At 48.0% G+C, this 23,490-nt stretch carries 20 protein-coding genes, 1 tRNA gene and 1 pseudogene; 17 read left to right on the forward strand and 5 right to left on the reverse strand.

Going from position 1 to position 23,490, the window contains the following annotated elements:
• Positions 1-21: 21 nt before the first annotated feature.
• Positions 22-1,002 (reverse strand): malate dehydrogenase, encoded by a 981-nt coding sequence (locus M0R47_RS08430; RefSeq protein WP_292553077.1) that lies wholly within the window; start codon positions 1,000-1,002, stop codon positions 22-24.
• Positions 1,003-1,303: 301 nt separating this feature from the next.
• On the opposite strand from M0R47_RS08430, the gene M0R47_RS08435 reads away from it, so the two are divergent.
• The 16 genes from M0R47_RS08435 to M0R47_RS08510 all read left to right on the forward strand — a co-directional run bounded on the left by M0R47_RS08435 (position 1,304) and on the right by M0R47_RS08510 (position 18,276).
• Positions 1,304-2,161 carry an NADP-dependent methylenetetrahydromethanopterin/methylenetetrahydrofolate dehydrogenase gene (locus M0R47_RS08435; RefSeq protein WP_292553079.1) on the forward strand — a complete coding sequence of 286 codons (858 nt, stop codon included), beginning with the start codon at positions 1,304-1,306 and terminating at the stop codon, positions 2,159-2,161.
• A gap of 29 nt (positions 2,162-2,190) precedes the next feature.
• Complete coding sequence (locus M0R47_RS08440) at positions 2,191-3,588, forward strand: glycerate kinase (protein WP_292553081.1); 1,398 nt, start codon at positions 2,191-2,193, stop codon at positions 3,586-3,588.
• Entirely contained in the window at positions 3,581-4,834 is a 1,254-nt protein-coding gene (glyA, locus tag M0R47_RS08445) for a serine hydroxymethyltransferase (RefSeq protein ID WP_292553083.1), read from the forward strand. The genes M0R47_RS08440 and glyA overlap by 8 nt, the downstream gene beginning before the upstream one ends.
• 237 nt (positions 4,835-5,071) lie before the next feature.
• On the forward strand, positions 5,072-5,287 hold the full coding sequence (locus M0R47_RS08450) for a DUF2281 domain-containing protein (RefSeq protein WP_292553085.1): 216 nt from the start codon (positions 5,072-5,074) through the stop codon (positions 5,285-5,287).
• Complete coding sequence (locus M0R47_RS08455) at positions 5,269-5,607, forward strand: type II toxin-antitoxin system PemK/MazF family toxin (RefSeq protein WP_292553087.1); 339 nt, start codon at positions 5,269-5,271, stop codon at positions 5,605-5,607. Before M0R47_RS08450 ends, M0R47_RS08455 begins: the two co-directional genes overlap by 19 nt.
• 38 nt (positions 5,608-5,645) lie before the next feature.
• Positions 5,646-7,319 (forward strand): formate--tetrahydrofolate ligase, encoded by a 1,674-nt coding sequence (locus M0R47_RS08460; protein WP_292553089.1) that lies wholly within the window; start codon positions 5,646-5,648, stop codon positions 7,317-7,319.
• A gap of 375 nt (positions 7,320-7,694) precedes the next feature.
• Positions 7,695-8,504, forward strand: a complete 810-nt coding sequence (locus M0R47_RS08465) for a spermine synthase (protein WP_292553091.1) — start codon at positions 7,695-7,697, stop codon at positions 8,502-8,504.
• Complete coding sequence (locus M0R47_RS08470; protein ID WP_292553093.1) at positions 8,504-10,675, forward strand: YgiQ family radical SAM protein; 2,172 nt, start codon at positions 8,504-8,506, stop codon at positions 10,673-10,675. The genes M0R47_RS08465 and M0R47_RS08470 overlap by 1 nt, the downstream gene beginning before the upstream one ends.
• A 37-nt stretch (positions 10,676-10,712) precedes the next feature.
• Positions 10,713-10,788: transfer RNA gene (locus tag M0R47_RS08475), tRNA-Thr, on the forward strand.
• 476 nt (positions 10,789-11,264) lie between these two features.
• Positions 11,265-11,471 carry a hypothetical protein gene (locus M0R47_RS08480; RefSeq protein ID WP_292553095.1) on the forward strand — a complete coding sequence of 69 codons (207 nt, stop codon included), beginning with the start codon at positions 11,265-11,267 and terminating at the stop codon, positions 11,469-11,471.
• 78 nt (positions 11,472-11,549) lie between these two features.
• Positions 11,550-12,089 (forward strand): hypothetical protein, encoded by a 540-nt coding sequence (locus M0R47_RS08485; protein WP_292553097.1) that lies wholly within the window; start codon positions 11,550-11,552, stop codon positions 12,087-12,089.
• Positions 12,090-12,617: 528 nt separating this feature from the next.
• A complete protein-coding gene (locus M0R47_RS08490) occupies positions 12,618-13,682 on the forward strand; it encodes a site-specific integrase (RefSeq protein ID WP_292553099.1) in 1,065 nt (354 codons plus the stop codon).
• A 31-nt stretch (positions 13,683-13,713) separates the two neighbouring features.
• A complete protein-coding gene (locus M0R47_RS08495) occupies positions 13,714-14,358 on the forward strand; it encodes a hypothetical protein (protein ID WP_292553101.1) in 645 nt (214 codons plus the stop codon).
• A 105-nt stretch (positions 14,359-14,463) separates the two neighbouring features.
• Positions 14,464-14,709 (forward strand): hypothetical protein, encoded by a 246-nt coding sequence (locus tag M0R47_RS08500; RefSeq protein ID WP_292553103.1) that lies wholly within the window; start codon positions 14,464-14,466, stop codon positions 14,707-14,709.
• Entirely contained in the window at positions 14,654-17,419 is a 2,766-nt protein-coding gene (locus tag M0R47_RS08505) for a hypothetical protein (RefSeq protein WP_292553105.1), read from the forward strand. The genes M0R47_RS08500 and M0R47_RS08505 overlap by 56 nt, the downstream gene beginning before the upstream one ends.
• A gap of 281 nt (positions 17,420-17,700) precedes the next feature.
• Positions 17,701-18,276 carry a hypothetical protein gene (locus tag M0R47_RS08510; RefSeq protein ID WP_292553107.1) on the forward strand — a complete coding sequence of 192 codons (576 nt, stop codon included), beginning with the start codon at positions 17,701-17,703 and terminating at the stop codon, positions 18,274-18,276.
• 237 nt (positions 18,277-18,513) lie between these two features.
• Here the strand turns inward: M0R47_RS08510 and M0R47_RS08515 are convergent, their stop codons facing one another.
• From M0R47_RS08515 to M0R47_RS08530, 4 genes and pseudogenes are all read right to left on the reverse strand, one after another.
• On the reverse strand, positions 18,514-19,275 hold the full coding sequence (locus M0R47_RS08515; RefSeq protein ID WP_292553109.1) for a J domain-containing protein: 762 nt from the start codon (positions 19,273-19,275) through the stop codon (positions 18,514-18,516).
• A gap of 2 nt (positions 19,276-19,277) precedes the next feature.
• A complete protein-coding gene (locus tag M0R47_RS08520; protein ID WP_292553111.1) occupies positions 19,278-20,222 on the reverse strand; it encodes a hypothetical protein in 945 nt (314 codons plus the stop codon).
• Between the two features lie 6 nt (positions 20,223-20,228).
• Positions 20,229-20,888: a restriction endonuclease gene (locus M0R47_RS08525; protein WP_292553113.1), complete on the reverse strand. Its 660-nt coding sequence runs from the start codon at positions 20,886-20,888 to the stop codon at positions 20,229-20,231.
• A gap of 131 nt (positions 20,889-21,019) precedes the next feature.
• Positions 21,020-21,618 (reverse strand): annotated as a pseudogene (locus M0R47_RS08530) (IS3 family transposase); the annotation flags it as partial.
• 683 nt (positions 21,619-22,301) lie between these two features.
• On the opposite strand from M0R47_RS08530, the gene M0R47_RS08535 reads away from it, so the two are divergent.
• Positions 22,302-23,458 (forward strand): IS3 family transposase gene (locus tag M0R47_RS08535; RefSeq protein WP_292553115.1). Its coding sequence is split into 2 segments (ribosomal slippage): positions 22,302-22,572 and positions 22,572-23,458, totalling 1,158 coding nucleotides; the frame shifts between segments, so codons are not numbered across the junction.
• The last annotated feature ends 32 nt before the right edge of the window (positions 23,459-23,490 follow it).

The raw sequence follows: 23,490 nt of genomic DNA on the forward strand, positions 1-23,490 counted from the left end.
AGGAGCTGGGGGTAAAGCCTTTTATCTCAACAAATGCTTAACGGCCTCCCTTTCTTCTTTTAACTCGGCCTCGGTAGCGCGCATTCTTTGCCAGCTGAAATCGTTAATTTCCAAGCCTCTGACAACATTAACCTCGCCGTCGACGACCATGACCGGGAAAGAATAAACCAATCCGGACTCAATGCCGTAATAACCGTCCGATAACACGGCCATGCTGACCCAGTCGCCCGGTTTGGTGCCCAAAGCCCAGTTTTTCATCTGGCCTATTGCCGCATTGGCAGCCGACGCGGCGCTGGACTGGCCCCTGGCTTTGATGATTTCCGCGCCCCGTTGCTGAACGATGGGAATAAACTCATTAACGTACCAGTCGTTGTCAACCAAGGACAACGCATCCTGTCCTTTGACCTTGGCGTGATGGATGTCGGGATACTGCGTTGTTGAATGATTGCCCCAGACTGTCATATTTTTCACATCGGCCGGCACCACGCCGCATTTTTCAGCTAACTGGCTTAGTGACCGATTATGATCCAGCCTGGTCATTGCCGAAAAGTTCTCCGCCCCTAAATCCGGCGCATTGCTTAACGCAATCAGGGCATTGGTATTGGCCGGATTGCCCGTCACCAAAACTTTGACCTTTCTGCTGGCGACGTCGTTCAACGCTTTACCTTGAATCGCAAAAATCTCTGCGTTCACTTCCAGCAAATCCTTGCGCTCCATGCCCGGACCTCTTGGCCGCGCACCGACTAAAAAGACATAGTCCGCATTCTTGAACGCCACACGGGGATCGTCTGTGACTTCAATGCGATGCAGTAAAGGAAAAGCACAGTCTTTTAATTCCATAACCACGCCTTTTAACGCGTTCATGGCCGAAGGGATTTCAAGCAAATGCAATATGATCGGCTGCTCGTTTCCCAAAAACGCGCCGGCAGCCAACCGAAACAGCAAAGAATAACTGATTTGGCCTGCGGCGCCTGACACAGCAATGTGAACGGGTGTTTTCATCTGTTTTTCCTTTGATTTTTTATTTTTTTCCTGAGCTTACTCGATAAAGCTACCAAGATAATCGGAAAATATTGCAATTAATCCCATTCCCGACGCCTAACAACCACAGCATAACTTCATTTCCACAGATAATAACGAAGATAAGCCGGTACAAGCAAGCATATCAAAAAAACAGGGTCAAGTTTGTACGCCATGTAACACGAAGCGGGCTAAATAAGGCAGTGTTCTGTTTATTGAGTATAATAAACCGGTTTAATAACCGTATTTACAACTACCAGCCCAACCCATCACGAGTAAGTTAATGAAAAAACTGTTATTCCAATTCGATACAGACACTCACCCTTCAGTTTTCGATACTGTTGTAGCCTATGATGGCGGTGCAGATCATGTCATTGGACACGGTGGATTGACACCCGAAAACATCACGGCTCTGGTGGAAGGCACGATATTTACCCGCGCGCCCAAGGACAAGAAAAATACGGCCATTTTTGTTGGCGGCAGCGACATGATCGCCGGTCAAGCCTTATTTATTGCGGTGCAAAAACACTTTTTTCCCGGCTTTCAAGTATCAGTCATGCTCGACAGTAACGGCAGTAACACTACAGCCGCCGCCGCTGTTGCAAAACTTGCGTCCAGCGGCACGCTGGCCGGAAAAAAAGCCGTGGTGCTGGCCGGCACCGGCCCGGTCGGTCAACGTGCAGCGGCAATGCTGGCTAAGGAAGGAGCCGAGGTTTCCTTAACAGCCCGCAAAATAGAGCGTGCCGTTCAAGCCTGCGAGAATATGAAAGCCCGCTTTGGCGTAAATCTAACTCCTGTTGAAGCGTTTGATAACGATGCCCGAGCCAAGGCCATTGAGCATGCGAACATCGTCTTGGCAACCGGCGCGGCAGGGGTGGAACTGCTGTCGGCCGACCAGTGGCAGCACAACACTCATATTGAAATGATGGCAGACGCCAATGCGACCCCTCCGATCGGCATCGGCGGAATCGATGTCATGGACAAAGGCAACCTGCGCCACGGTAAAATCATCTGGGGCGCTATCGGTTTTGGCACGCTGAAACTGACCCTTCACCGCGCCTGTATCGCAAAGTTATTTGAAGACAACAAACAGGTATTCGATGCCGAAAATATCTTTGCGCTGGCAAAGGAAATGGCTTAAATCGCGTCGCTGCCGCCATTGAACCTGACATGAGCCTTTTAGCAGATCAAGCCGCTTTGGCTTCGCTTAGACAAGATGCCCTCAGCATTTTTAAGTCTGGCATAGAGGCAGCCGATCCTTACCAGGCTGTTAAGCGCCACCTAACTCCCGGACTCCTTGGCAACCACTCAAAAGTCCATCTTATCGCATTTGGCAAGGCTGCTTGCGCAATGGCACAGGCGGCGCAGGAAATCATTCCTGCCGGCAGACTGGCAGGCAGAGGCATAGCCGTCACCAATTATGAAAACGTAACCAGCGTCGACAATGTGGACGTGGTCGGCGCATCGCATCCGCTGCCCGACGAAGCCGGGCTTAAAGCCGCTCAAATGATTGCCGACCGGGTGCGGGATGCTCAACAAAACGAGCTGGTACTGGTACTGGTCAGTGGCGGCGGCTCAGCGCTGATCCCCTACCCTGCCAGCCAAATTACCTTGCAGGAAAAGATTGCCGCTACCGATCTGCTGCTGGCCTGTGGCGCGACCATCAACCAAATTAACTGCGTCCGCAAACATCTGTCGCGGCTAAAAGGCGGCGGCCTGGCCCGGGTGGCTGCGCCCGCCGATTTGCATGCGCTTATTTTATCCGATGTGTTGGGCGACGATCTAAGCTCCATTGCCAGCGGCCCCACTGTAGCTGACGACACCACTTATGCTGACGCCATTGAAATTCTTGAAGCCAAAGGTATTTGGGATCAAGTACCGGCCAGTGTCCGTCAGCATCTGGAACAAGGCAAATTGGGACGCATTGCCGAAACCCCTAAACCCGGCGATGATATTTTTAAAAATACCCGGCACACCCTGATCGGCAGCAATACCATCAGCGTCAACGCAATGCTGGTAGCCGCCCGAAAGCTGAATTACGAGGCCGAACTGTACAGCGAGCATTTGTCCGGCGAAGCCGGAACTGTGGGGGCGACTTTAGTCGCTCAGTGCATTGAAAGGCGGCTGCCAAAAGTAGGCGCTTTAGGCGAAGTCGCCCCACAAAACAAGTCCATCGCCCTGCTGGCAGGCGGCGAAACCACCGTCACCTTAAAAGGCAACGGGCGCGGCGGACGCAACCAGGAAATGGCCTTGGCTTTTGCACTTGCCGCAGAACAACACGGCTTAACCGGCAACTGGGCATTCCTTAGCGGCGGCACCGACGGCCGCGACGGCCCAACCGATGCGGCAGGTGGCATTGTTGATAACAACTCGATCAAACGTATGACTCAAGCCGGAGTAAACCCCATTGAGCGACTTGAGAATAACGACTCATACACCGCTTTAAAAGCGTCTGAAGACCTCGTGAATACCGGCGCGACAGGCACCAATGTCGCCGATCTGCAAATCCTGCTGATCCAGCCTGAACCTTATACAAAAAATATTAATCCAGGAGAAAACCATGTTTAAAAACTCAATGACCATCAAAGGCTTCGACGACGATTTGTTCCAAGCCCTTGAAGAAGAACGTCAGCGCCAGGAAGATCATATCGAACTGATCGCCTCGGAAAACTATTGCAGCCCTCGGGTCATGGAAGCGCAAGGCACCGTATTAACCAATAAATATGCCGAAGGTTATCCAGGCAAACGCTACTACGGTGGTTGCGAATTCGTCGATAAAGTCGAGCAGTTGGCCATCGACCGCGCCAAAGAATTATTCGGCGCCGATTACGCCAACGTGCAACCGCATTCAGGCTCGCAAGCTAACATGGCGGTATTTATGGCCCTGATTCAACCGGGCGATACTATTCTCGGCTTGAGCCTTGCCGATGGCGGCCATTTAACCCACGGCGCCAAACCGAACTTCTCAGGCAAAATCTACCATGCAGTGCAATACGGCTTGCACCCTGAAACCGGCGAGATCGACTACGCGCAAGTTGAAGCTTTGGCGCTGGAACATAAACCCAAAGTGCTCGTGGCCGGTTTTTCCGCCTACTCGCGCATCTGGGATTGGCAACGCTTCCGCGACATTGCCGATAAAGTCGGCGCTTACCTGTTTGTCGATATGGCGCACGTCGCCGGTTTGGTTGCCGCAGGTTTATACCCGAACCCGGTGCCGATTGCCGACGTAGTCACCAGCACCACGCATAAATCCCTGCGCGGCCCACGCGGCGGCTTGATTTTGTGCAAAAGCAATCCGGAACTGGAGAAAAAATTCGACTCCAACATCTTCCCCGGCATCCAAGGCGGCCCGTTGATGCATGTGATTGCGGCCAAAGCCGTTGCCTTTAAAGAAGCCATGCAACCCGAGTTCCGCATTTATCAGCAACAGGTTATTAAAAACGCCCAAGCCATGGCCGCAGTTTTTATGAAACGCGGCTTCGACGTGGTTTCCGGCGGCACCGACGATCATTTGATGCTGGTTTCCTTGATCGCCAAAGGCATCACCGGCAAAGCGGCCGACGCAGCCTTAGGCAAAGCGCACATCACCGTCAACAAAAACGCCGTGCCTAACGACCCGCAATCGCCCTTCGTGACCAGCGGCATTCGCGTCGGCACGCCTGCCCCGACCACTCGCGGTTTTAAGGAAGCGGAAGTGACCGAAATCGCCCACATGATGTGCGATGTGATGGAGAATATGGAAGATGAAAACGTAATTGCAGCGGTACGCGAAAAAGTCAGCAATCTTTGTGCGCGGTTTCCGGTTTATAGTTAACAGGTAGGTCGGGCGACTGCTTTTCGTTGCCCGACATTTCGGCTAAACACCAAAATCAACCAATCTTTTTTAAAAACAAACAATGTCAGATATAGTGCTGTAGGTTGGGCTGAATGCAATGAAGCCCAACAGAAATAGACAATAAAAACGTTGGGCTTCGTACCTCAGCCCAACCTACAAGCTAACTGGTGCACAGCCCATCCAGTCTTTCACATCCATAAATTTGAACAGAGGTAAATGATGACACATTCTATTCAAGAAATAACCGCAAAAATTAGCGCACTTCCTGAACCTATGCAGCAAGAAGTGTTCGATTTTATTGAATTTATGCAGGCCAAAGTTGCTCGCCAAGCATTGCAGTCCAAATATGAATCTGCCTTGCTAAGCGAGCAAGCATTAGCCACTGACTGGAATCGGCCTGAAGAGGATGAAGCATGGTCGAGTTATCAGTAGCCGACATTGTTTTTGTCTCATTCCCATTTTCGGATTTAAGCCACGCGAAGTTAAGACCCGCTTTAGTCCTGGCCTATGCACAACGGAGCGATTGGATTTTGTGTCAAATCACCAGTAAATCGTATAACGACAACAAGGCTATACGCATTGATGAGTCCGATTATAAAAACGGCGGCCTGAATGTGGTCAGCTTTGTTCGCCCCGGAAAACTATTCACTGCCAATGTAGCACTGATCAATAAAAACGTAGCCACACTTACCAACTCGTCACATGAAAAAGTAATAAGCACCATCCTGCAAATACTCAAAGATGGTCAGTAACCAAATTTTAACCAACTCCTTTTTTTGAAAAATAAACAATGTCAGACATAGAAATCGCCCAAAAAGCCAACATGAAACCGATCATCGGCTTGGTTAAAGAACAATACGGCATCGACGCCGAGCACCTCGATCCTTACGGCCATTACAAAGCTAAGATGTCGCTGGAATACGTCAACAGTCTGTCCGATAAACAAGACGGCAAGCTGATTCTGGTGACCGCGATCAGCCCTACCCCGGCCGGAGAAGGCAAGACTACGACCACCGTGGGCCTTGGCGATGCGATGAACCGCATCGGCAAACTTACCATGATGTGCCTGCGCGAACCGTCACTAGGCCCTTGCTTTGGCGTTAAAGGCGGCGCGGCCGGCGGCGGCTACTCGCAAGTGGTGCCGATGGAAGACATCAATCTGCATTTTACCGGCGATTTTCATGCGATTGGCGTCGCGCATAATCTTCTATCAGCATTGATTGACAACCATATCAACCACGGCAACGCGCTGGACATCGATCCGCGACGCATCCAATGGAAACGTGTTGTCGATATGAACGACCGGGCGTTGCGCAACATCGTGGTCGGCATGGGCGGCCCTGCCAACGGCTACTTGCGTGAAGACGGTTACGATATCGTGGTGGCTTCCGAAGTCATGGCGATTTTATGTCTGGCAACCAGTCGCGCGGACCTTAAAGAACGTCTGGGCCGCATCGTGATCGGCTATAAATCCGACCGGGTCACGCCGGTTTATGCCCGCGACCTGAACGCACAAGGCTCGATGGCGGCCTTGTTAAAAGATGCGATCAAACCCAATCTGGTGCAAACGCTGGAAAACAATATCGCGATTATTCACGGCGGGCCGTTCGCCAATATCGCCCACGGTTGCAACACCGTATCCGCCACCAAAACCGCGCTGAAACTGGCCGATTATGTGGTGACCGAAGCGGGTTTCGGGGCTGACTTGGGCGCTGAGAAATTTATCGACATTAAATGCCGCATGGCCGGACTCAAACCGTCTGCCGTAGTGCTGGTCGCGACAGTCAGAGCACTTAAATTCCACGGCGGCGTGGTTAAGGAAGAATTAAACCAGGAGAATCTGGCGGCGCTGGAACAAGGTTTTGAAAACCTTGAGCGTCACTTGCACAACATTACCCACCATTACGGCTTGCCTTGCGTGGTGTGCATCAACCATTTCACGTTCGATACCGATGCGGAAATCGCCCTGCTGAAGAAAAAGTGCGAATCCTTGGGCGCAAAATGCGTGGTTTCCAAGCATTGGGCGGAAGGCGGCGCCGGTGCGGAAGAACTGGCCCATGCGGTCAGTGACATCGTTGACAACCGCGAACCCGAGTTTAACTACGTTTACGACGAAAACCTCAGTCTCTGGGAAAAAATCGAAGCCATTGCCACCAAGCTGTACGGCGCCGGCAGCGTCACTGCCAATGCCAAAGTCAAAGCGCAGCTGGCCGCATGGAACACAGATTACGGCAAGTTCCCGATTTGTATGGCAAAAACCCAAATGTCGTTCTCAACCAATCCGAACGCCAAGGGCGCACCTTCCGGCCATGTCGTTGAAATCAGCGATGTCCGGCTGGCCAACGGTGCAGGCTTTATTGTCGCGATTGCCGGCGACATGATGACCATGCCCGGCCTGCCTAAAGTGCCTGCTGCGGAAAGAATCGATATTGACGATAACGGCAAAATCACCGGATTATTCTAAATCCTACGCAGGGGTTCAATATCTTACCTCCTAATTCCGGCCCATTGCCGTCATTGCTGTTGGAGTTCAAAGCTAGCTTCGCCTACATGGACAGATATTCGCTCCTCGGCAATTGCCCCTGCGTTGCTCTATCTCCTGCATCCATGTAGGCAACCAGGAGCAGTTGCCGGGTAGTGGAAGCTTTGAACAATTTACACGTACAAGGCAAGCCTTGTACTCCAGTATGGGCGCGAAATTTACCTCGGTAAACTTCGCGCCCCCGGCAGTTCCACTAATCTCCCGCTGCGTTCGCTGAACCGCCGGCAAGCGCCGATCAACACACGCCTTGTATCTGCTGTATAATGTTTAGCCAATCTTTAAAAACTGACTGCGTTTATGTATAGATATGAAGGCCGTGTCATCTATGAAAGTCACGATGATGACGGCATTTTAGAAGTGGTCGAGCGTGACGGCGTCAGATCGCTGCACTTTGGCTCGTTTCCCCGGCAAAGCAGCATGCTGCTGGCCGAACCGGATAAACTGTACCTGAATTATGTCCGCGCCATGACCAGCTGGATGTTGTTCAAGCCCACGCTTGACGACGAGGCTTTGATTATCGGCTTGGGCGGCGGCTCCCTGACCAAGCATTTGCTGCACCATTTCCCGGACTGCCGCTTGAGAATCGTGGAATACAGGGAAAGCGTAGTCAAGATCGCACGCAGCCATTTCGGTCTGCCCCTCGACCCGCGCCTGAAAGTGATCATCGATGACGGCGCAAAATATGTCCGCCAACGAACCGACAGCCAAGCCGAGCAATACAGCCTGATGTTTGTTGATGCCTTCGACCATGAAGGCATGGCGTCATCAATCAGTAACCATGCCTTTTTTGACGCCTGTAAAATGCTGTTAAAAAAAGACGGCATGCTGGTCATCAATCTTTGGGGCGGCGTTAGCAACCCAGAGTTCCGGCAGGTCGCCCTGTGGCTGGGACAGACTTTCGACTGGCGCATCCTGTTTCTCCCCGTTCCGGACCGCGGCAACATCATCGGTCTGGCCTTTAATGAAGGGGCTCCGCTCTACTCCATGAAAGATTTAAGAACCCGGGCCATTATCCTTGAGCAGCTTTACCAGATTGAATTTATCTCTTATTTAAAAGAGATAGCCAAGCACAACTCCAGCGTCATCAACAACTCGATACAAAAATAATGTCTACCGCCTTACAAACTGAACCTAACCTTTTTAGCTACCGGAAATACTGGGCGCAACGCTTTGGCACCGCCCCGGTTTTACCGATGAGCAAGGCTGAAATGGACGAACTCGGCTGGGATGCCTGCGATGTGATTTTAGTGACCGGCGATGCCTATATCGACCACCCGAGCTTTGGCATGGCGCTGATTGGACGACTGCTTGAGGCACAGGGATTCAGGGTCGGTATCATCTCCCAACCGGACTGGACCAGCGCTAAGGACTTCGGCAAGCTGGGCCGCCCCAGGCTGTTTTTCGGCGTGACCGGCGGCAATATGGATTCGATGGTCAATCGTTACACCTCGGATAAAAAAATCCGCTCCAACGATGCTTATACTCCTGACGGCGCAGCAGGCAAACGCCCTGACCGCGCTGTCAACGTCTACTCTCACCGCTGCCGCGAGGCTTACAAGGACGTGCCGATTATCATCGGCGGCATCGAAGCCAGCTTACGGCGCATCGCGCATTATGATTACTGGTCGGATAAGGTTAGAAAATCCGTACTACTTGATTCCAAGGCTGACCTGCTGGTTTACGGCAATGCCGAGCGCCAAGTCGTGGAAATCGCCCATCGCTTGGCTAACGGCGAAGCCATATCAGAACTGAAAGGCATACGCGGCACGGTTCATTTTGTTAAACAAATACCGGAAGGCTGGGCGGTTAAAGACTCCACCGATGTTGATAAACCCGGCGCAACGATGGTACCTGTCGACCCTTATCAGGAACAGCCTGCTTGCGATAAAAAACCGGAACAAAGTGATACAGACGAAAAAGTCATTCATTTTGATAAATCGCTGCTCAGAAACCAGCGCTCACAAACCGTCATCCGCCTGCCCGCTTATGAAGCAGTAAAAGACGATCCGATACTCTACGCCCATGCCTCGCGAGTCATGCACGGGGAAACCAACCCCGGCAATGCGCGCCCGTTGATTCAGCTGCACGGCACGCGGCAAGTATGGATCAATCCGCCGCCAATCCCGCTAACCACCAAAGAAATGGACGGTGTGTTCGACCTGCCCTACTCCCGCGTGCCGCATAAGGAATACGGCAACGCCAACGTGCCCGCCTTTGAAATGATCCAGCATTCGGTCAACATCATGCGCGGCTGTTTCGGCGGCTGCACTTTTTGTTCGATTACCGAGCATGAAGGGCGCATCATCCAAAGCCGCTCGGAAGATTCGATCATCAAAGAAATCGAAGCCATCCGCGACACCTCGCCCGCGTTTACCGGCCATATTTCCGACTTGGGCGGCCCTACCGCCAACATGTACCGCTTGGCCTGCAAAGACCCCAAAATTGAGGCCGCCTGCCGCAAGCCGTCCTGTGTTTATCCCGGCATTTGCCCAAACCTGAACACCGACCATACCCCGCTGATCAAGCTCTACCGCAGAGCCCGCGCCTTGCCCGGCATCAAGAAAATCTTTATCGCCTCAGGTTTGCGTTACGACCTGGCCGTGGAATCGCCGGAATACGTCAAGGAACTGGTCACTCATCATGTCGGCGGCTACCTTAAAATCGCCCCGGAACACACCGAACAAAGCGTGTTGTCCAAAATGATGAAGCCGGGCATGGGCACTTACGACCGCTTCAAGGACATGTTCGACAAGTACTCCAAGGAAGCCGGGAAAGAGCAATACCTGATCCCGTACTTTATCGCCGCGCATCCAGGAACCACCGATAAAGACATGCTCAACTTGGCGCTATGGTTGAAGCGCAACGGTTTCAGGGCCGATCAAGTGCAGGCATTCTTGCCTTCGCCAATGTCCATTGCTACCGCGATGTATCATTCCGGCAAAGACACGCTGCATAAAATCAGCCGCACCGTAGCCGACATCCCGATACCGAAAAGCGTCAAGCAGCGCCGTTTGCACAAAGCTTTCCTACGCTATCACGATCCCAAAAACTGGCCGCTGTTACGCGAAGCATTAAAAGACATGGGCCGTAGCGATTTAATCGGCAATGGCAAGCAGCATTTGATCCCAAGCTTTCAACCCAAAGGCACGGTTGACACGCCGGAAAAAATCCAGCGCTTTAAAACCAAATATACTGGACTGGACAACATCCATCCGGGAAAAAGCAAGCCGCAGTCGGTCAATAAAAACAACGCAAAAAGAAAGCCAAAAAAATACTAGCCAAGACAAAATTGTTGTGTATAATACGCGCTTCTTCGCTGGTGTAGCTCAGTCGGTAGAGCAGCTGATTTGTAATCAGCCGGTCGCGGGTTCGATTCCCATCGCCAGCTCCAAGAATATCAAGGCCTTAGGTGCAAACCTAAGGCCTTTTTTATTGCCTGAGGGGCACTAATGGGACAACCAAGGATAACAAATCACAACACAATAGACCAAGATTCCAACAAACGCGACGCTATCTAATCACATTTCTCATGCCCGTTTTTTATGTCATCAAGCTCACCTTAGAAAAACAAATGTTAAAATAGTCCTTGCCATCTGGTCATCGATAAGTAAAATTGTTAGCGACAGATAATTACCGTAAGAGTTCATCCTATTTCTTGCACTTCTTGCGTAGCTAATAAAAATTTTTTAGCTATATCTAGTAGGCAGACAAAACAAAACATCGATATGTAGCGCTTACTGTGTCATTTGATAAATTATTTCACTTTAAGTTTTTATTTTTGGTAAAATTTAGACCCAAAAAAAAATATAATAGCCCCTATACTTTGAGTGTGATTATGATAAGGCGAAACAGAATTGGAGAAAGAGCATGATAATTTCAAATAACGAAATAGAATTTGAACATTTGTCGAGTCCTAGCCGATCAGTGGTTGGAGAGAAGACCAACATTAAAGCAAAAACCCCTTCTTTTGTCTCATCAAATGCTAAAGGTGAATTGCGTACAGTCACTGACTTTTCAGAAATAGAAACACTTGGACAATCTTCAGCAGAAAGCCTAAAAGCACTTTTTGCATAAAATAATAACAAAAATAAAAACAAAATAAAGCTCCTTTATGGAGCTTTATTTTGTTTAAGATATGGATTTTAGTAAGAAATGAAAATACTTTTTAACGATGTACCTAATGAAGATGTCGTATCAATATTGGTATTTATTGAGGGAATAGCCTCAAAGTTATGTATAGAGGAAGGCATTTCGATAGATGTTCAAAAAATAGAGACAATAGTTGAAGGAATTAGGCGTGATTTTCCGCATAATGATGGTTTAAGCGAAGCTAGTGCTTTTAAAAAGGTTGCCAACTTTATCTCATACTTTGTTGCCGAAAAACCTATTCTTGAATCTTTCAAAAAAAGTCAATTACCTAGTGACATATTGAACATAAGAAATTATGAAAATTCAATTGTCGCTTTACTCATTGGCTTATCAGCCCTACACAACGCTGTAATCCATCAAAATGGCACTACAGTAACTATAAATAATCCAATAGAGTTATCAAAACATTCTCTAATAGATATAGTAGATGCTCTTGCCAATATTACTCCTCTACATCATTTCAAATTACTGACAGTGCTTCTTGAGCAGCTATCTTATAAAACAAATCCCCATTGTCAATATCAGACCACTCAGTTCATGTAATGGTTCGGCGGTCTTAATAATCAGTTAAATCCCGCATCGCAACTAACACCAGCCAGACGCCCAGCTCGGGCGTTACCGTAATTCAAAAATATCTCTCAGCCTTCTTTGAGCAGCAAGCCGATATTGCCCATCATCGAAGGCAAATACTACATCTAGGTTAAAGAGTGATTCTGGGTTTGCGCAGACTCTACCAAAAGACAGTTAGCCTAAATTTAACACTTCCTAGCATTAGGTAGAAACAACCAAATTCAAGTCGTTTTTAATTTAAATTGCCCCTTAAACGCCCCCATAACAAAATAATAGTTTTTACTATATTGTTTTTATTGCATTTCCACATGAAGAACATCTGATTATCTATCAGTTGTTGCTGTTTTTTATGCGTTGCTGTAGCATGTCATTGACATAAAAAAAACGGGCTTGGCAGTGCTACCAACACTGCCAAACCCTAACCACCACTTAACGAGCAGGGTTAGGCAATGGCTGAAAACATTATATCAAGAGGCCAATTGCTGTCCCATGGGAGCAATTATGGCAAGTATTGAAAAGCGCACCACCGACAGCGGCGACACCTCTTATCGGGTCAAAATCCGGCTGAAAGGCTATCCCACACAAACAGCGACTTTTAAACGGCTTACTGATGCCAAGAGATGGGTTCAAGACACCGAGAGCGCGATCAGGGAAGGCCGACATTTCAAAACCTCCGAAGCCAAAAAGCATACCTTAGCCGATTTGGTGGACAGGTACATTAAAGATGTATTGCCCGGTAAAACGGAAAAGCTGAGAAACAATCAAATAACACAGCTTAACTGGTTCAAGGCCGAAATTGGCGCACACACCTTGGCTGATATTACACCGACGGTCATTGTTCAATGTCGTGACAAATTACTGACAGAACCCGGCAGCCGAGGCAAGGTGCGTACACCCGCCAGCGTGGTTCGCTATATGGCGGCCTTAAGCGCCGCTTATTCGGCCTGTGTGAATGAGTGGGAATGGCTGGAAGATTCGCCGATGAAAAAAGTGAAAAAACCCACGGAATCACGAGGGCGCGTTCGCTTTCTTGATGACGATGAGCGCGAACGGTTTTTAACGGCTTGCCAAGCGTCCAGCAACAAACAGCTTTATTTATGCGTCATTTTGGCCTTGTCCAGCGGAATGCGCCAAGGTGAATTGATGGGACTGAAATGGTCAGATGTTAATTTAAAGGATGGCTTTCTAATTCTGCACGAAACCAAAAACGGCGATCGGCGGCGCGTTCCTTTAGCCGGACGTGGTTTGGAGCTGTTACGTGAACATGCCAAGATTCGGCGACTTGATACCGATTTATTGTTTCCCGGAAATGTTCACTCAAACAAACCCATCGAGTTAAGAAAACCTTTCGAGACTGCCCTTAAAGAAGCTGGAATCAATGATTTTCACTGGCATGATTTACGACACTGCACTGCGTCCTATCTAGCCATGAACGGAGCTTCCTTGGCAGAAATAGCCGAAGTGTTGGGGCATAAGACTTTAGCCATGGTGAAACGCTATGCTCACTTATCTGATGGTCATGTAAGCAACGTGGTTGCCAGCATGAACGCTAAGATTTTCGGATAACCCAAAGCATTTAAATTAAAGAGAAGATACAATGCGCGATCCTAGCCTTGATTTTCCATCCTCCCCTTATCGTGAACAAATACAAGCTCGCCTTTGTGTAAATCCATCCCCAGAAGATTTAGAAGCATGGACATGCGACCAAGCGGCTCAAGTTCTATCAGGCATTGACCCTTATGCCTTTAATGAAGATGCTGCCGATTATTTTCAACATTTCAGTAAAATTCTTGAAAGCTGTCTTATTGCGGGTGAAATAGATACGTTCGAGCTTGAAGGTAAAAAGTATTTAAAACCGCTTGCTGTTCTTGAGTGGGGAATTGCTAGAGCAAGATATGATGGTTATAAAATACCGGAATTCGTCACTTATTTGTACGGAGAAAAGCTAAATAAACTAAAGAAAACGACACCATTCACAGAAACAGAAAACACAAAACAAGTGTCTGAGCGCGAACTAACCCTATGGTTGCGGGAAACATGGGAAAAAGAACTCAAGCCGGGCGGGACGGCTTTTTTTGGTAAGCTGAAAAAATACAAGGGAGTACAGGGAAGTCCGATTATAGAGCATTACAGCGCGGGAAAGGATGCGGGTATCAGGTGGGAAACCAGCAAAGGAACAACCGGCGAAATGAAAAAAAAGACGATTCTAAACAAAGTAGGCGCATTCAAGAACGTGCCATAACAAAACACTGTCAAGAGCAAAAAACAGGAAAAATTCCCTATAACGTTCCCTGCTATGTTCCCAGTTTTCCCGGTTGAAGAATCGGGAAAAATCAGGGGCTTAAATATGTTCAGCCGCAATGTTGCGGCGATTTTCGGACATATTAAGATGCCAGTTTTATCAACAATAAATCAATTCACAACAAAACACCTCGCTTTCACTCTTGGCGGACTTCGTTCTTTGATCTTCAATGAACATTCAAACGGCCTTGCTAATTCTGGCGCGATAGTCCGAATCGGACGCAAGGTGCTAATTAATGAAGCCAAGTTCTTTGCCTGGGTTGAGGCGCAAAACAGCAAAAATGGTGGTTAATATGGAGCGGGATAACATCAAGGTGGTGAATTGTGGCATGGTAGTTACAAAAATATCAGCAACAACCTCAGACCGACTATGCAAGTCGTACACGTTATTACCAGATGGAACATTACAAAAAAACAACGCGGGACAATTAGTCGAAGGCACATTCGAGATATTGACTTTTAACAGCGTTACAGCATTTGCAGAGTCTTTACCGACGCTCCAAAAGAATGAAGCGCATTGTTATGGCAGACCAGCAACCGACTCAGGCCGGGTAATGTCAAAACGACGGAAGGTAGATGCCAAAAACATTGGCGCTATTACACGCTCACGAGAGTGTTTTGATTGGCCGAAAGGTACTGCTGTTTTTTTTGGTGACTACGATCCGGCACCCGGAGCCATTGTGTTAACCCCTGAACAGGTGCGTTCGACCTTGTGCGAGGTGATACCGGAGCTGACTGATGCGCCGATGATTTTATGGCACAGTGCAAGTTCGCATATTTATCACAAAGAAACAGGGGAATCTTTGAAAGGCGCAGGAGGTGTTCGCGTCTACATCATGGTTGCCGATGGTCGAGACATTCCGAGGTTCGGACAAGTTTTATATGATCGGTTATGGCTAAACGGACACGGGTTTTACATCTGTTCAAAATCAGGAACTTTGTTATCGCGCTCTTTACTGGATGCCTCAGTTTGGCAGCCAGAGCGTTTTGACTTTGCAGCAGGCGCATATATTGCCGAATGTGAACAGATCGAACAGAGGCGACCGCTACCGCAAATTTTTAACGCTGATGGTGAGCCGTTTAATACATCATCAATTTCCAACCTGAGTGACGATGAAAGTGAGCGGCTTGTTGATATTCGAGACGCACAACGAGAGAAAATAAAGCTGGAGCAGCACGCAGTTCGCGAAAAATGGATTGCTCAGCGCTTGGAAGGTATTGTTGGTGAAAAAGACCGAGAAAGCAAACGATTGATTCTGGAAAAGGCTGTATTACAGCGGAGACTGTATGCCGATTATGAGCTGATTACCAAAGACGGTTCGCGGGTTTCAGTAGGCGAAATCATGGACAATTCGGACAAGTGGCATAACGAATATTTAAAAGACCCTCTCGAACCGGATTACAACGGCGGTTCGAACGTGGGTTGGTTGAACCTGAAATCGGGGGGAAAGCCTTATCTTTACAGTCATGCTCACGGAGGTGCGACTTATACGCTTTATCGTCAAACAACGACACTCAAAGTTGCTGGAGGAGAGTTGCCCCGCGCCTTGGGTGAAACCTCAAGCATCATTGCCATGGGGGGTGAAACTTTCCAACGTGGCGGGATGTTGGTTCGTATAGCCGATGGCGGAATCTTGGCAGTTACACAGCCGTGGCTAAAAAATCATATTGAGGAAAATATCAGTTTTTTACGGTTTGATGCTCGGAAAAAAGAGTACACGCCCTGCGACTCACCATCGGAGTTGGCGACGCGTTACCTTCACAATCGTGGTGCATGGCAGGAGCCTGAACTTTCAGGGCTTCTCAAAGGGCCAATCTTTCGAGCTGATGGCACGTTATTGGATACTCCCGGTTTTGACCATAAAACGGGCTTGGTATTGACGCAACATAATGTGGGGCAGTTTTATACAGTACCACGTAATCCGACTGAGAATGAGCTTTTCCTGGCCTTTCGGACGCTTTGGGAACCGTTCGAGCATTTTCCATTTGTAGGAGCTGATGATTCAGCTGGAGCGTTAGCGGCTATGCTCACGGCGATACAAAGGCCCGTTCTGCCGACAGCTCCGGCATTTGGGTTTAATGCCCATGTACCAGGATCGGGAAAATCTTACTTGGCAAAAGCAATCAGCTGGCTCAGTGGAAACGAACCATCAGAAATGCCATGGTCTAACGAGCCTGAAGAACAACGCAAACGATTAACAGCGGCGTTGTTGGCTGGCCGGTCGAGTGTGCTCATAGACAACCTTAACGGCATGCTCGACTCCGATACTCTTTGCTCGATTCTGACTGGAGAAAGTTACGAAGATCGCAAACTTGGCGTTTCCGAAAACTTAAACCTCAGCACACGCACTTTATTTTTAGTAACCGGGAATAATTTAACGGTGATAAAAGATTTGTGTCGGCGCGTTATCGTATCAAGGATTGACCACGGTACGGAAAGACCCTCAAGGCTATCGTTTCCGTTTAACCCAGTGGCGCGAGTACGTGAGAACTGGCTTAAATACCGCACGACAGGGTTAACGATACTGAGTGCTTATATTGCGGCAGGTAGTCCACGAATATCCACTGATTCAGTCGGAAGTTTTGAAGAATGGGACAGCACTATCCGACAGTGTGTTTTATGGTTGAGCCGCCACAATTTTGATTTGATTTATGGTTCGGTTCCAGAGCTTGGTGATCCGGTTAACTTGCTTGAACAATCCTATGAAAACGACCCCGAACTAGGGCGGCTTGAGGCGTATTTAAATTCTTGGCACAAGGCCTATAAAAATCAGGAGAAAACTGTCGCTGATGTTATGGAGGATGCTAAGTTCAAATCTGACAGCACCGACAGTTCAATACCCAATGAATTACTCATGGATATTAGCGGGGGGAATCAGCCTAACAGTCGAGCTATTGCCGCTTTCATGCGCCGAAATGAAGGGCGACCAGTAAACGGCTTGGTCATTCAAAAAGGGCTTGTTAAGAGTGGTCGGCAGCTTTGGTCCGTCATAAAAAAATAATTTTGAACGGTTAGAACAGTTAGAGTGGGTATTTCTATTCGACCAAGGATGATTTGTCAGTGACAGCTTGTAATATTGGGTTAGGACTAACTGTTTTAACCATTTTAACCTCCATTTACGCATAACCCACGCCAATAACTGCATGCAAAAGAGGATAAATATTTTCAAGATAAAATCAATTATGAATTTTGTACAGTTTTTAAACCCGTATTTTTTGCGGGTTGGTAAATGCGGCATACTTAACATCGAATCTATTCTATACGCGTCTATCGACGTTAAATTTGGCTAATGATTTCGGAATTGCAGAAGGGGTTAACATGAAAAACGTGATTGAAGAGTACCTCTGTATCGATGTGCGAAGGTTTCTGGGAGAAAATCTTTTGGTTCCCGGCAACTTTTTTACATGGCAGCGAATGTGCGGAAACGAATCTTTAGACAAAGTCGCTGTGCAGGTCAATGCTGAAGCACTGACTTTGTTTTACAAAAAACAGACGCAATCGGTAATGCTAGTAGCAACCCCCTGCCATTTTGGTGGATACCGTTATTGGTTCCGCTGCTGTTGCGGAAAAAGAGTAGCCACCCTCTACGCGGGCGATTCGCGTTTTGCCTGTCGGCGTTGTCTCAATCTCAACTATCAAACCCAGCATCAGGAGCGGCACGAGCGTTTGGCAAAAAAGGCTCATGGAACCCGAGACAGTCTGGACTGGCCGAGGGGTTTTAGCAACGGAACAGGCCCAAAACCCAAAGGTATGCATTGGCGCACTTTTGAGCGTTTATCGGTTAAAGCAGAAAACGCCGTTGAACAATGCAATATCGCGGCAAGGGCACGGTTTCCGAATTACGATGGATTTGGGTGATGGGGTGCCTACTCTTTTTTAATAATCGAAAAATAATAAGGGGGGTATGGTTGAGGGGGTACCCCCGGAATTGCCGCCGGTCAAAATACAAAAGGGTATGGGCATTCCCCCTAATAGTTTGTGACAAGTTGCAGTTTTTTATCTACTAAGGGGACGGAGGATAAAAAAATAACCGTAACGGGAAACTCATTTAGTGTGAAAAAATAAAATACAAAATGACATTGGGAAAAGCGTCATTTATCCAGCCGTCGCCGCCCTACGCTGCCGAATCATTTCCACTTCAATTTTCCTTTCCGAAATCTGTCGCATGATTTGCTTAGCTAAATCGCCCAAAGGATCACCACCCAAGGCTTCGGTTTCGGCGACTGTGGTCATTAACTCGTAAGTCTCGCCAGCTTTCAGTCCACCAATTTCTTCCTCGGCTTCTTGCAAGCGGAGACGAAGTTGAGCTATCCGTCGAATTGCTTTAACTAAACGCGCGGCAACATCCTCACCGAGTATAGCTTCAGGGTCTTGTCCAAACTCTATCATCAGTTTTTCAATAGCCGCCTGATCGCCATTTGCGTAAGCAACATTGACTTGGGCCATCATTGTGGTGCGACGTTCGCGTTCTGAATCGCTTGTGGCCCGATCCGGGTGCATCAATTTAGCGGCCTGCCGAAAGGCTTGCTTTAATTCTGGAGTGATTTCGGGTGGTTCAACTTGTTTTTCGGCTAAACCGGCTTCTTCTGCGGATTTTTGCGCTTGCTGTTCGGCTGCTTCAGCCTGTGCTTGGAATTCTAGATTATCTGGGTCCAATCCTGCTTCGGCTCTAGCGATTTGTGCAGCTACGGAATCCAGTTCGGCATAAAGTCTACCAACGGTATGATAAAAGCGATGCTGAAACTGGGCAGTTTCAGCTTTGAGAGTTTCTAACGTCAACTCGGCACTAGCGACTTGTTCTTCGAGATTTGATTGTTCGGATTCGAGCCGATTGAGTTCTTCTTGTTCAGGGAGCATTATTATTCATCCCTCCAATTGACACCAAGCTTTAGAAGCGCTTCGCGCGCTTTATTGTATCCGCATTCCGCAGCTTTGGAATACCAGTAGACCGCTTTTGCCTTATCACACTCCACACCTCTTCCATCTGCATACATTGAGGCTATGTTGCATTGCCCGTTAGTCCACCCCTGGGCTGCCGATTTTAAATACCAGAATACGGCTTTTTCATCATTTTGCTCGACGCCTATCCCATTACTGTAAATATCACCCATGAAATTTTGCGCTACTGCTCCCCCCAATTCAGCAGCTTTTAGAAACCAGAACTCAGCTTGTTTGTAGTCCTGTTCTATTACATATCCACAGAAGTAAATATGGCCAAGTTCCGTTTGTGCACCTATATGCCCGTGGTCTGCTGCTTTTTGGAGCCAAAATATACCTTTTTCAACATCGCCCAAACCCGCGCTGTAAAGCATCCAACCTAAATCAGTCCATGAATCAGGATTAACAATATCTCGATTATCAAAACACCAATCAAACGCGAGATCTCTGTAAATATGATATTTATTTCGCCTGATCGGTTTGCTTAATCCTTTTCTTTGAAAATACAGCCTAGACAAAGGGAAATAAGCTTGGCCATAATCTAAGTCTGCGAGTTTTTGGAATTCCTTAAATACATGAACTCGTTGCAGGTCCTCAGAATAGAACATTAGATTATCTTCAAAAATATCAAGTTGCTTATGTGAGTCGAGTAGTTCCTCGTTAAGCATCCCGATACTCCAGCCGAAAAATGTTATTCGGTTATATATTTCCCGCGCCTGTCGATAGCGGACATCCAGCTTAGTTTTAGCTGTAAAGATCGCTTTAGATTGAATTGTGCTTAAACCACGGCCAATCAAACTGGTTGAAGACTTTGCAGATGTATCGAGATTGCGATTGTCTGTTATTAGCGGTAGTTGATCGGCCATAGTGATTTATCTACCGTTTTGCATTTGCAGAATCAGTTTGCCAAGTTCCTTTTGGCCGATCAGATACACGTTGGATTGCCTGGCAAGTTCAATCGCGTTGGATGTGTAACTGCCGGTGGTAACAACCCACGCGCTATGACAGCGATAATAGGCCATACCGGACAAAGCCTCTTGCACGGCAGCAACGCCGACGCTGCCGGCGTAGCATTTGGCCTGTACGGCGGTACGCTGTTGGTCTTTATGCAAGATCAGGTCTGCACCGTAATCGCCGGTTAATGGGGTCATTTCTACTTGATAACATTGGCTTTTAAATAGCTCAGCTAGGTAATCTTCAAACTCTGTGCCGCTGAGTTTTTTTAGTTCGTCAACGTGCAGTGATCCATAGTGCCGCTGCCAGCGTTCATGTTCATTCTGTTTATGGTGCAACTCGTCACGTTGTTGTTTGGCAAAGGCCAAGGTGTCTCGCAAATAACGGGCTTGCGGGTCTTGTTGCGGTGCCGCTTTTTTAGCAGGCACTTCGTTACTGGCTAGACAGTTTTTCTGTTGTTTGACAAAGGCCAAGCCGTCCCGTAAATGACGGGTTTGCAGGTTTTCTTTGGATGGCTGTGGTGTTGCCTGTTTAGCGGGGGGCTCGTTACCGTATATCCAGTTTTTTATCCAGTTCATGAGATGGGTTTGCCGATTCTTAATTGTTATTAGCTGGATGTGAGGACAATCACGCAAACGGAAAAGCGCTGCTGCATTAATAAATTAATCATGTCATAAAACGACCTTGACTGACAAAATTTATTTTTGAATTAACTTGTAAGGCATGATCTTGCCCCGATTTTCTGGACACTTTGCAAAGAGACTATTTTGGCCTCAAACGCTTCTGGGCTGAGATAGCCTAATTTGGAGTGAAGCCTTTTGCGATTGTAATACACCTCAAACTATTCAAACACTTGATACTTTGCATCGGATCGAGTTAAAAACCGCTCGCCATGAACAGCTTCAACGTTAAAACTATGGTTCCAGCTTTCCATGGCCGCGTTATCATAACAATCACCTTTCTTGCTCATACTACAGATCAATGGGTGCTTGTCGAAAAGCCTTTGGTAGGCGGCTGAGCAATACTGGCTGCCTCGATCAGAATGAACAATGACGGCTTTCGGCATGCGCTGACGCCATAACGCCATAACGCCATTACCAGGGCATCACACACCAACGATGCCGTCATGCGTTCGGCGATTGCCCAACCCATCACTCGGCGCGAATAAAGCTCAAGCACAACTGCCAAATACAAACAGCCTTGTTCCGTCCCAATAGTGGTTATATCCGAAACCCATTTTTGATTGGGTGCAACAGGTAATGAGTGATTGCTGTTCGTGGTGGCTTTGTATTTTCTAGCCGCTTTCGCTCTCCAACCGTTGATGCGCATGATTTTGGCGGCTCGGTGCTGACTGGCTGATTGACCTTCCTCTTGGCGTCGCCGAGTAATTCTTGGTGAGCCAGGCCGTCCTTTTTTTTTGGGGGGGGCATTGTTTACCTCGGTTTTAGAGATTACTCTCTTAACCAAGTGCCCGCTAGATCGGGGCAAGATCATACCCCAGTAATGAATGTCAACTTGTGGGAGCGGCGAACTGGCACTATCGCCCCCTATGTGTAGGACTGAACTATGTGTAGTACAAAGATAGCTGCTGATTGCGAAGCTTTATTTCATTGGTCTACTGGGAAAATGAAAGCTGCTTTTCTTGAATTAGTTTTGCCATTGTACTGAAGTGGAAATCCACCCACTATCAGGAGATAGCAAGGAATTCTTCCCACCGTCATTTTATTGATGGTTAACCTGATGATGAAGGACAAGGCGCTGGTGAGGTTCCATGAACCCGACACGAAAAGGAACTCTATTACCCACCCGATGATGCACCGATGCTGTTCCTTCAGGCACTGAAACTATGTGTAGCGGCGATCTGTCCAATGCAACATCGCACAAGGTTCGGGGCGCGAAGTGGCTGTGCAACTATACATAGTTCAGTTCTGATGTGGCTACACTAATCCGGACACACATTTTAAAATACCCTGAAAAGAGTGTGGTCCCAAATGAACCGAGAAAAACCCAAAACCTATACAGCCGAATTCAGAGCCTCAGCGGTTAAGCTGGCGAATGAATCAGATAAACCCATCGCCCAAGTCGCCAAAGACCTTGGTATTAATGTTAATACTCTACATACTTGGATAGCAAAATATAGCCGCCCCAAAGAGAGCGATAAAGCTGTGCGAACTGACGAACATCTCTATGAAGAATTAAAGCGCCTAAAGAAAGAAAATGCCCGACTGACTGAGGAGCGCGATTTGTTAAAAAAGGCGGCAGCGTACTTCGCCAAGGAGCAACGGTGAAGTACGCCTGGATCAAACAGCATACGACCGAATTTCCAATTGATTCGATGTGTCGATTGATGCAGGTTTCCCGAAGTGCCTATTATGATTGGCGGCATCGCGTTCAAACCACGATTGAAACGGATGATATAGAACTGACGGCTATTATCCAGAGCGTGTTCAAGAAGAGTCGCGCTACCTATGGAACCCGACGACTCCAAAAATCGTTATTAAACCGAGATCGGGTAGTCAGTCGACGACGGATAGGCCGATTGATGCGGGAAGCCGAGTTGGTTTGTAAAACCAAGCGTAAATTCAAGGCTACAACGAATTCCAAGCATGACCAGCCGATTGCGCCCAACCATCTGGATCGTCAATTCATAGTGGGCCAACCCAATCAGGCTTATGCCGGCGACATCACCTATATCCATACTCAGGAGGGCTGGCTGTATTTGGCCGTGGTGATTGATCTGTATTCCCGTCAAGTGGTCGGTTGGTCAATGGCGGAGCATATGCGGACTAAACTGGTGAACGACGCGCTACTGATGGCCATTTGGAAACGGAAACCCGAAAAAGGCTTGTTGTGGCATAGCGACCGAGGCAGTCAATATGCTTCGGACAGTCACCGAGCGCTATTAAAACAGCACGGTATCCGGCAGAGCATGAGCCGTAAAGGCAACTGTTGGGATAATGCGGTTTCGGAAAGTTTCTTTCATACCTTGAAAACCGAGCTGATACATCATCAGACCTATCAAACCCGAGCTGAGGCTAGACACGCTGTATTTGAGTATATTGAAGTCTTTTACAATCGCGAACGCCTTCATTCTGCCAATGGCTATATGTCGCCTGTAGACTATGAATTGCAGCACAAAGCTGCTTAACCGCGTGTCCGGAAAAGTGTTGACACATCATT

This window comes from Methylobacter sp., from assembly GCF_023227905.1.
Taxonomy (GTDB): Bacteria; Pseudomonadota; Gammaproteobacteria; order Methylococcales; family Methylomonadaceae; genus Methylobacter_A.

Bases quoted from the DNA above. Each gene is read 5' to 3' on its own strand.
- M0R47_RS08495 (WP_292553101.1), top strand. From the start codon at position 13,714: ATGCGCGATCCTAGCCTTGATTTTCCATCCTCCCCTTATCGTGAACAA.
- M0R47_RS08520 (WP_292553111.1), bottom strand. From the start codon at position 20,222: ATGGCCGATCAACTACCGCTAATAACAGACAATCGCAATCTCGATACA.
- M0R47_RS08470 (WP_292553093.1), top strand. From the start codon at position 8,504: ATGTCTACCGCCTTACAAACTGAACCTAACCTTTTTAGCTACCGGAAA.
- M0R47_RS08515 (WP_292553109.1), bottom strand. From the start codon at position 19,275: ATGCTCCCTGAACAAGAAGAACTCAATCGGCTCGAATCCGAACAATCA.
- M0R47_RS08500 (WP_292553103.1), top strand. From the start codon at position 14,464: ATGTTCAGCCGCAATGTTGCGGCGATTTTCGGACATATTAAGATGCCA.
- M0R47_RS08435 (WP_292553079.1), top strand. From the start codon at position 1,304: ATGAAAAAACTGTTATTCCAATTCGATACAGACACTCACCCTTCAGTT.
- M0R47_RS08430 (WP_292553077.1), bottom strand. From the start codon at position 1,002: ATGAAAACACCCGTTCACATTGCTGTGTCAGGCGCCGCAGGCCAAATC.
- M0R47_RS08490 (WP_292553099.1), top strand. From the start codon at position 12,618: ATGGCAAGTATTGAAAAGCGCACCACCGACAGCGGCGACACCTCTTAT.
- M0R47_RS08465 (WP_292553091.1), top strand. From the start codon at position 7,695: ATGTATAGATATGAAGGCCGTGTCATCTATGAAAGTCACGATGATGAC.
- M0R47_RS08460 (WP_292553089.1), top strand. From the start codon at position 5,646: ATGTCAGACATAGAAATCGCCCAAAAAGCCAACATGAAACCGATCATC.
- M0R47_RS08455 (WP_292553087.1), top strand. From the start codon at position 5,269: ATGGTCGAGTTATCAGTAGCCGACATTGTTTTTGTCTCATTCCCATTT.
- M0R47_RS08485 (WP_292553097.1), top strand. From the start codon at position 11,550: ATGAAAATACTTTTTAACGATGTACCTAATGAAGATGTCGTATCAATA.
- M0R47_RS08480 (WP_292553095.1), top strand. From the start codon at position 11,265: ATGATAATTTCAAATAACGAAATAGAATTTGAACATTTGTCGAGTCCT.
- glyA (WP_292553083.1), top strand. From the start codon at position 3,581: ATGTTTAAAAACTCAATGACCATCAAAGGCTTCGACGACGATTTGTTC.
- M0R47_RS08525 (WP_292553113.1), bottom strand. From the start codon at position 20,888: ATGAACTGGATAAAAAACTGGATATACGGTAACGAGCCCCCCGCTAAA.
- M0R47_RS08450 (WP_292553085.1), top strand. From the start codon at position 5,072: ATGATGACACATTCTATTCAAGAAATAACCGCAAAAATTAGCGCACTT.
- M0R47_RS08440 (WP_292553081.1), top strand. From the start codon at position 2,191: ATGAGCCTTTTAGCAGATCAAGCCGCTTTGGCTTCGCTTAGACAAGAT.
- M0R47_RS08505 (WP_292553105.1), top strand. From the start codon at position 14,654: ATGAAGCCAAGTTCTTTGCCTGGGTTGAGGCGCAAAACAGCAAAAATG.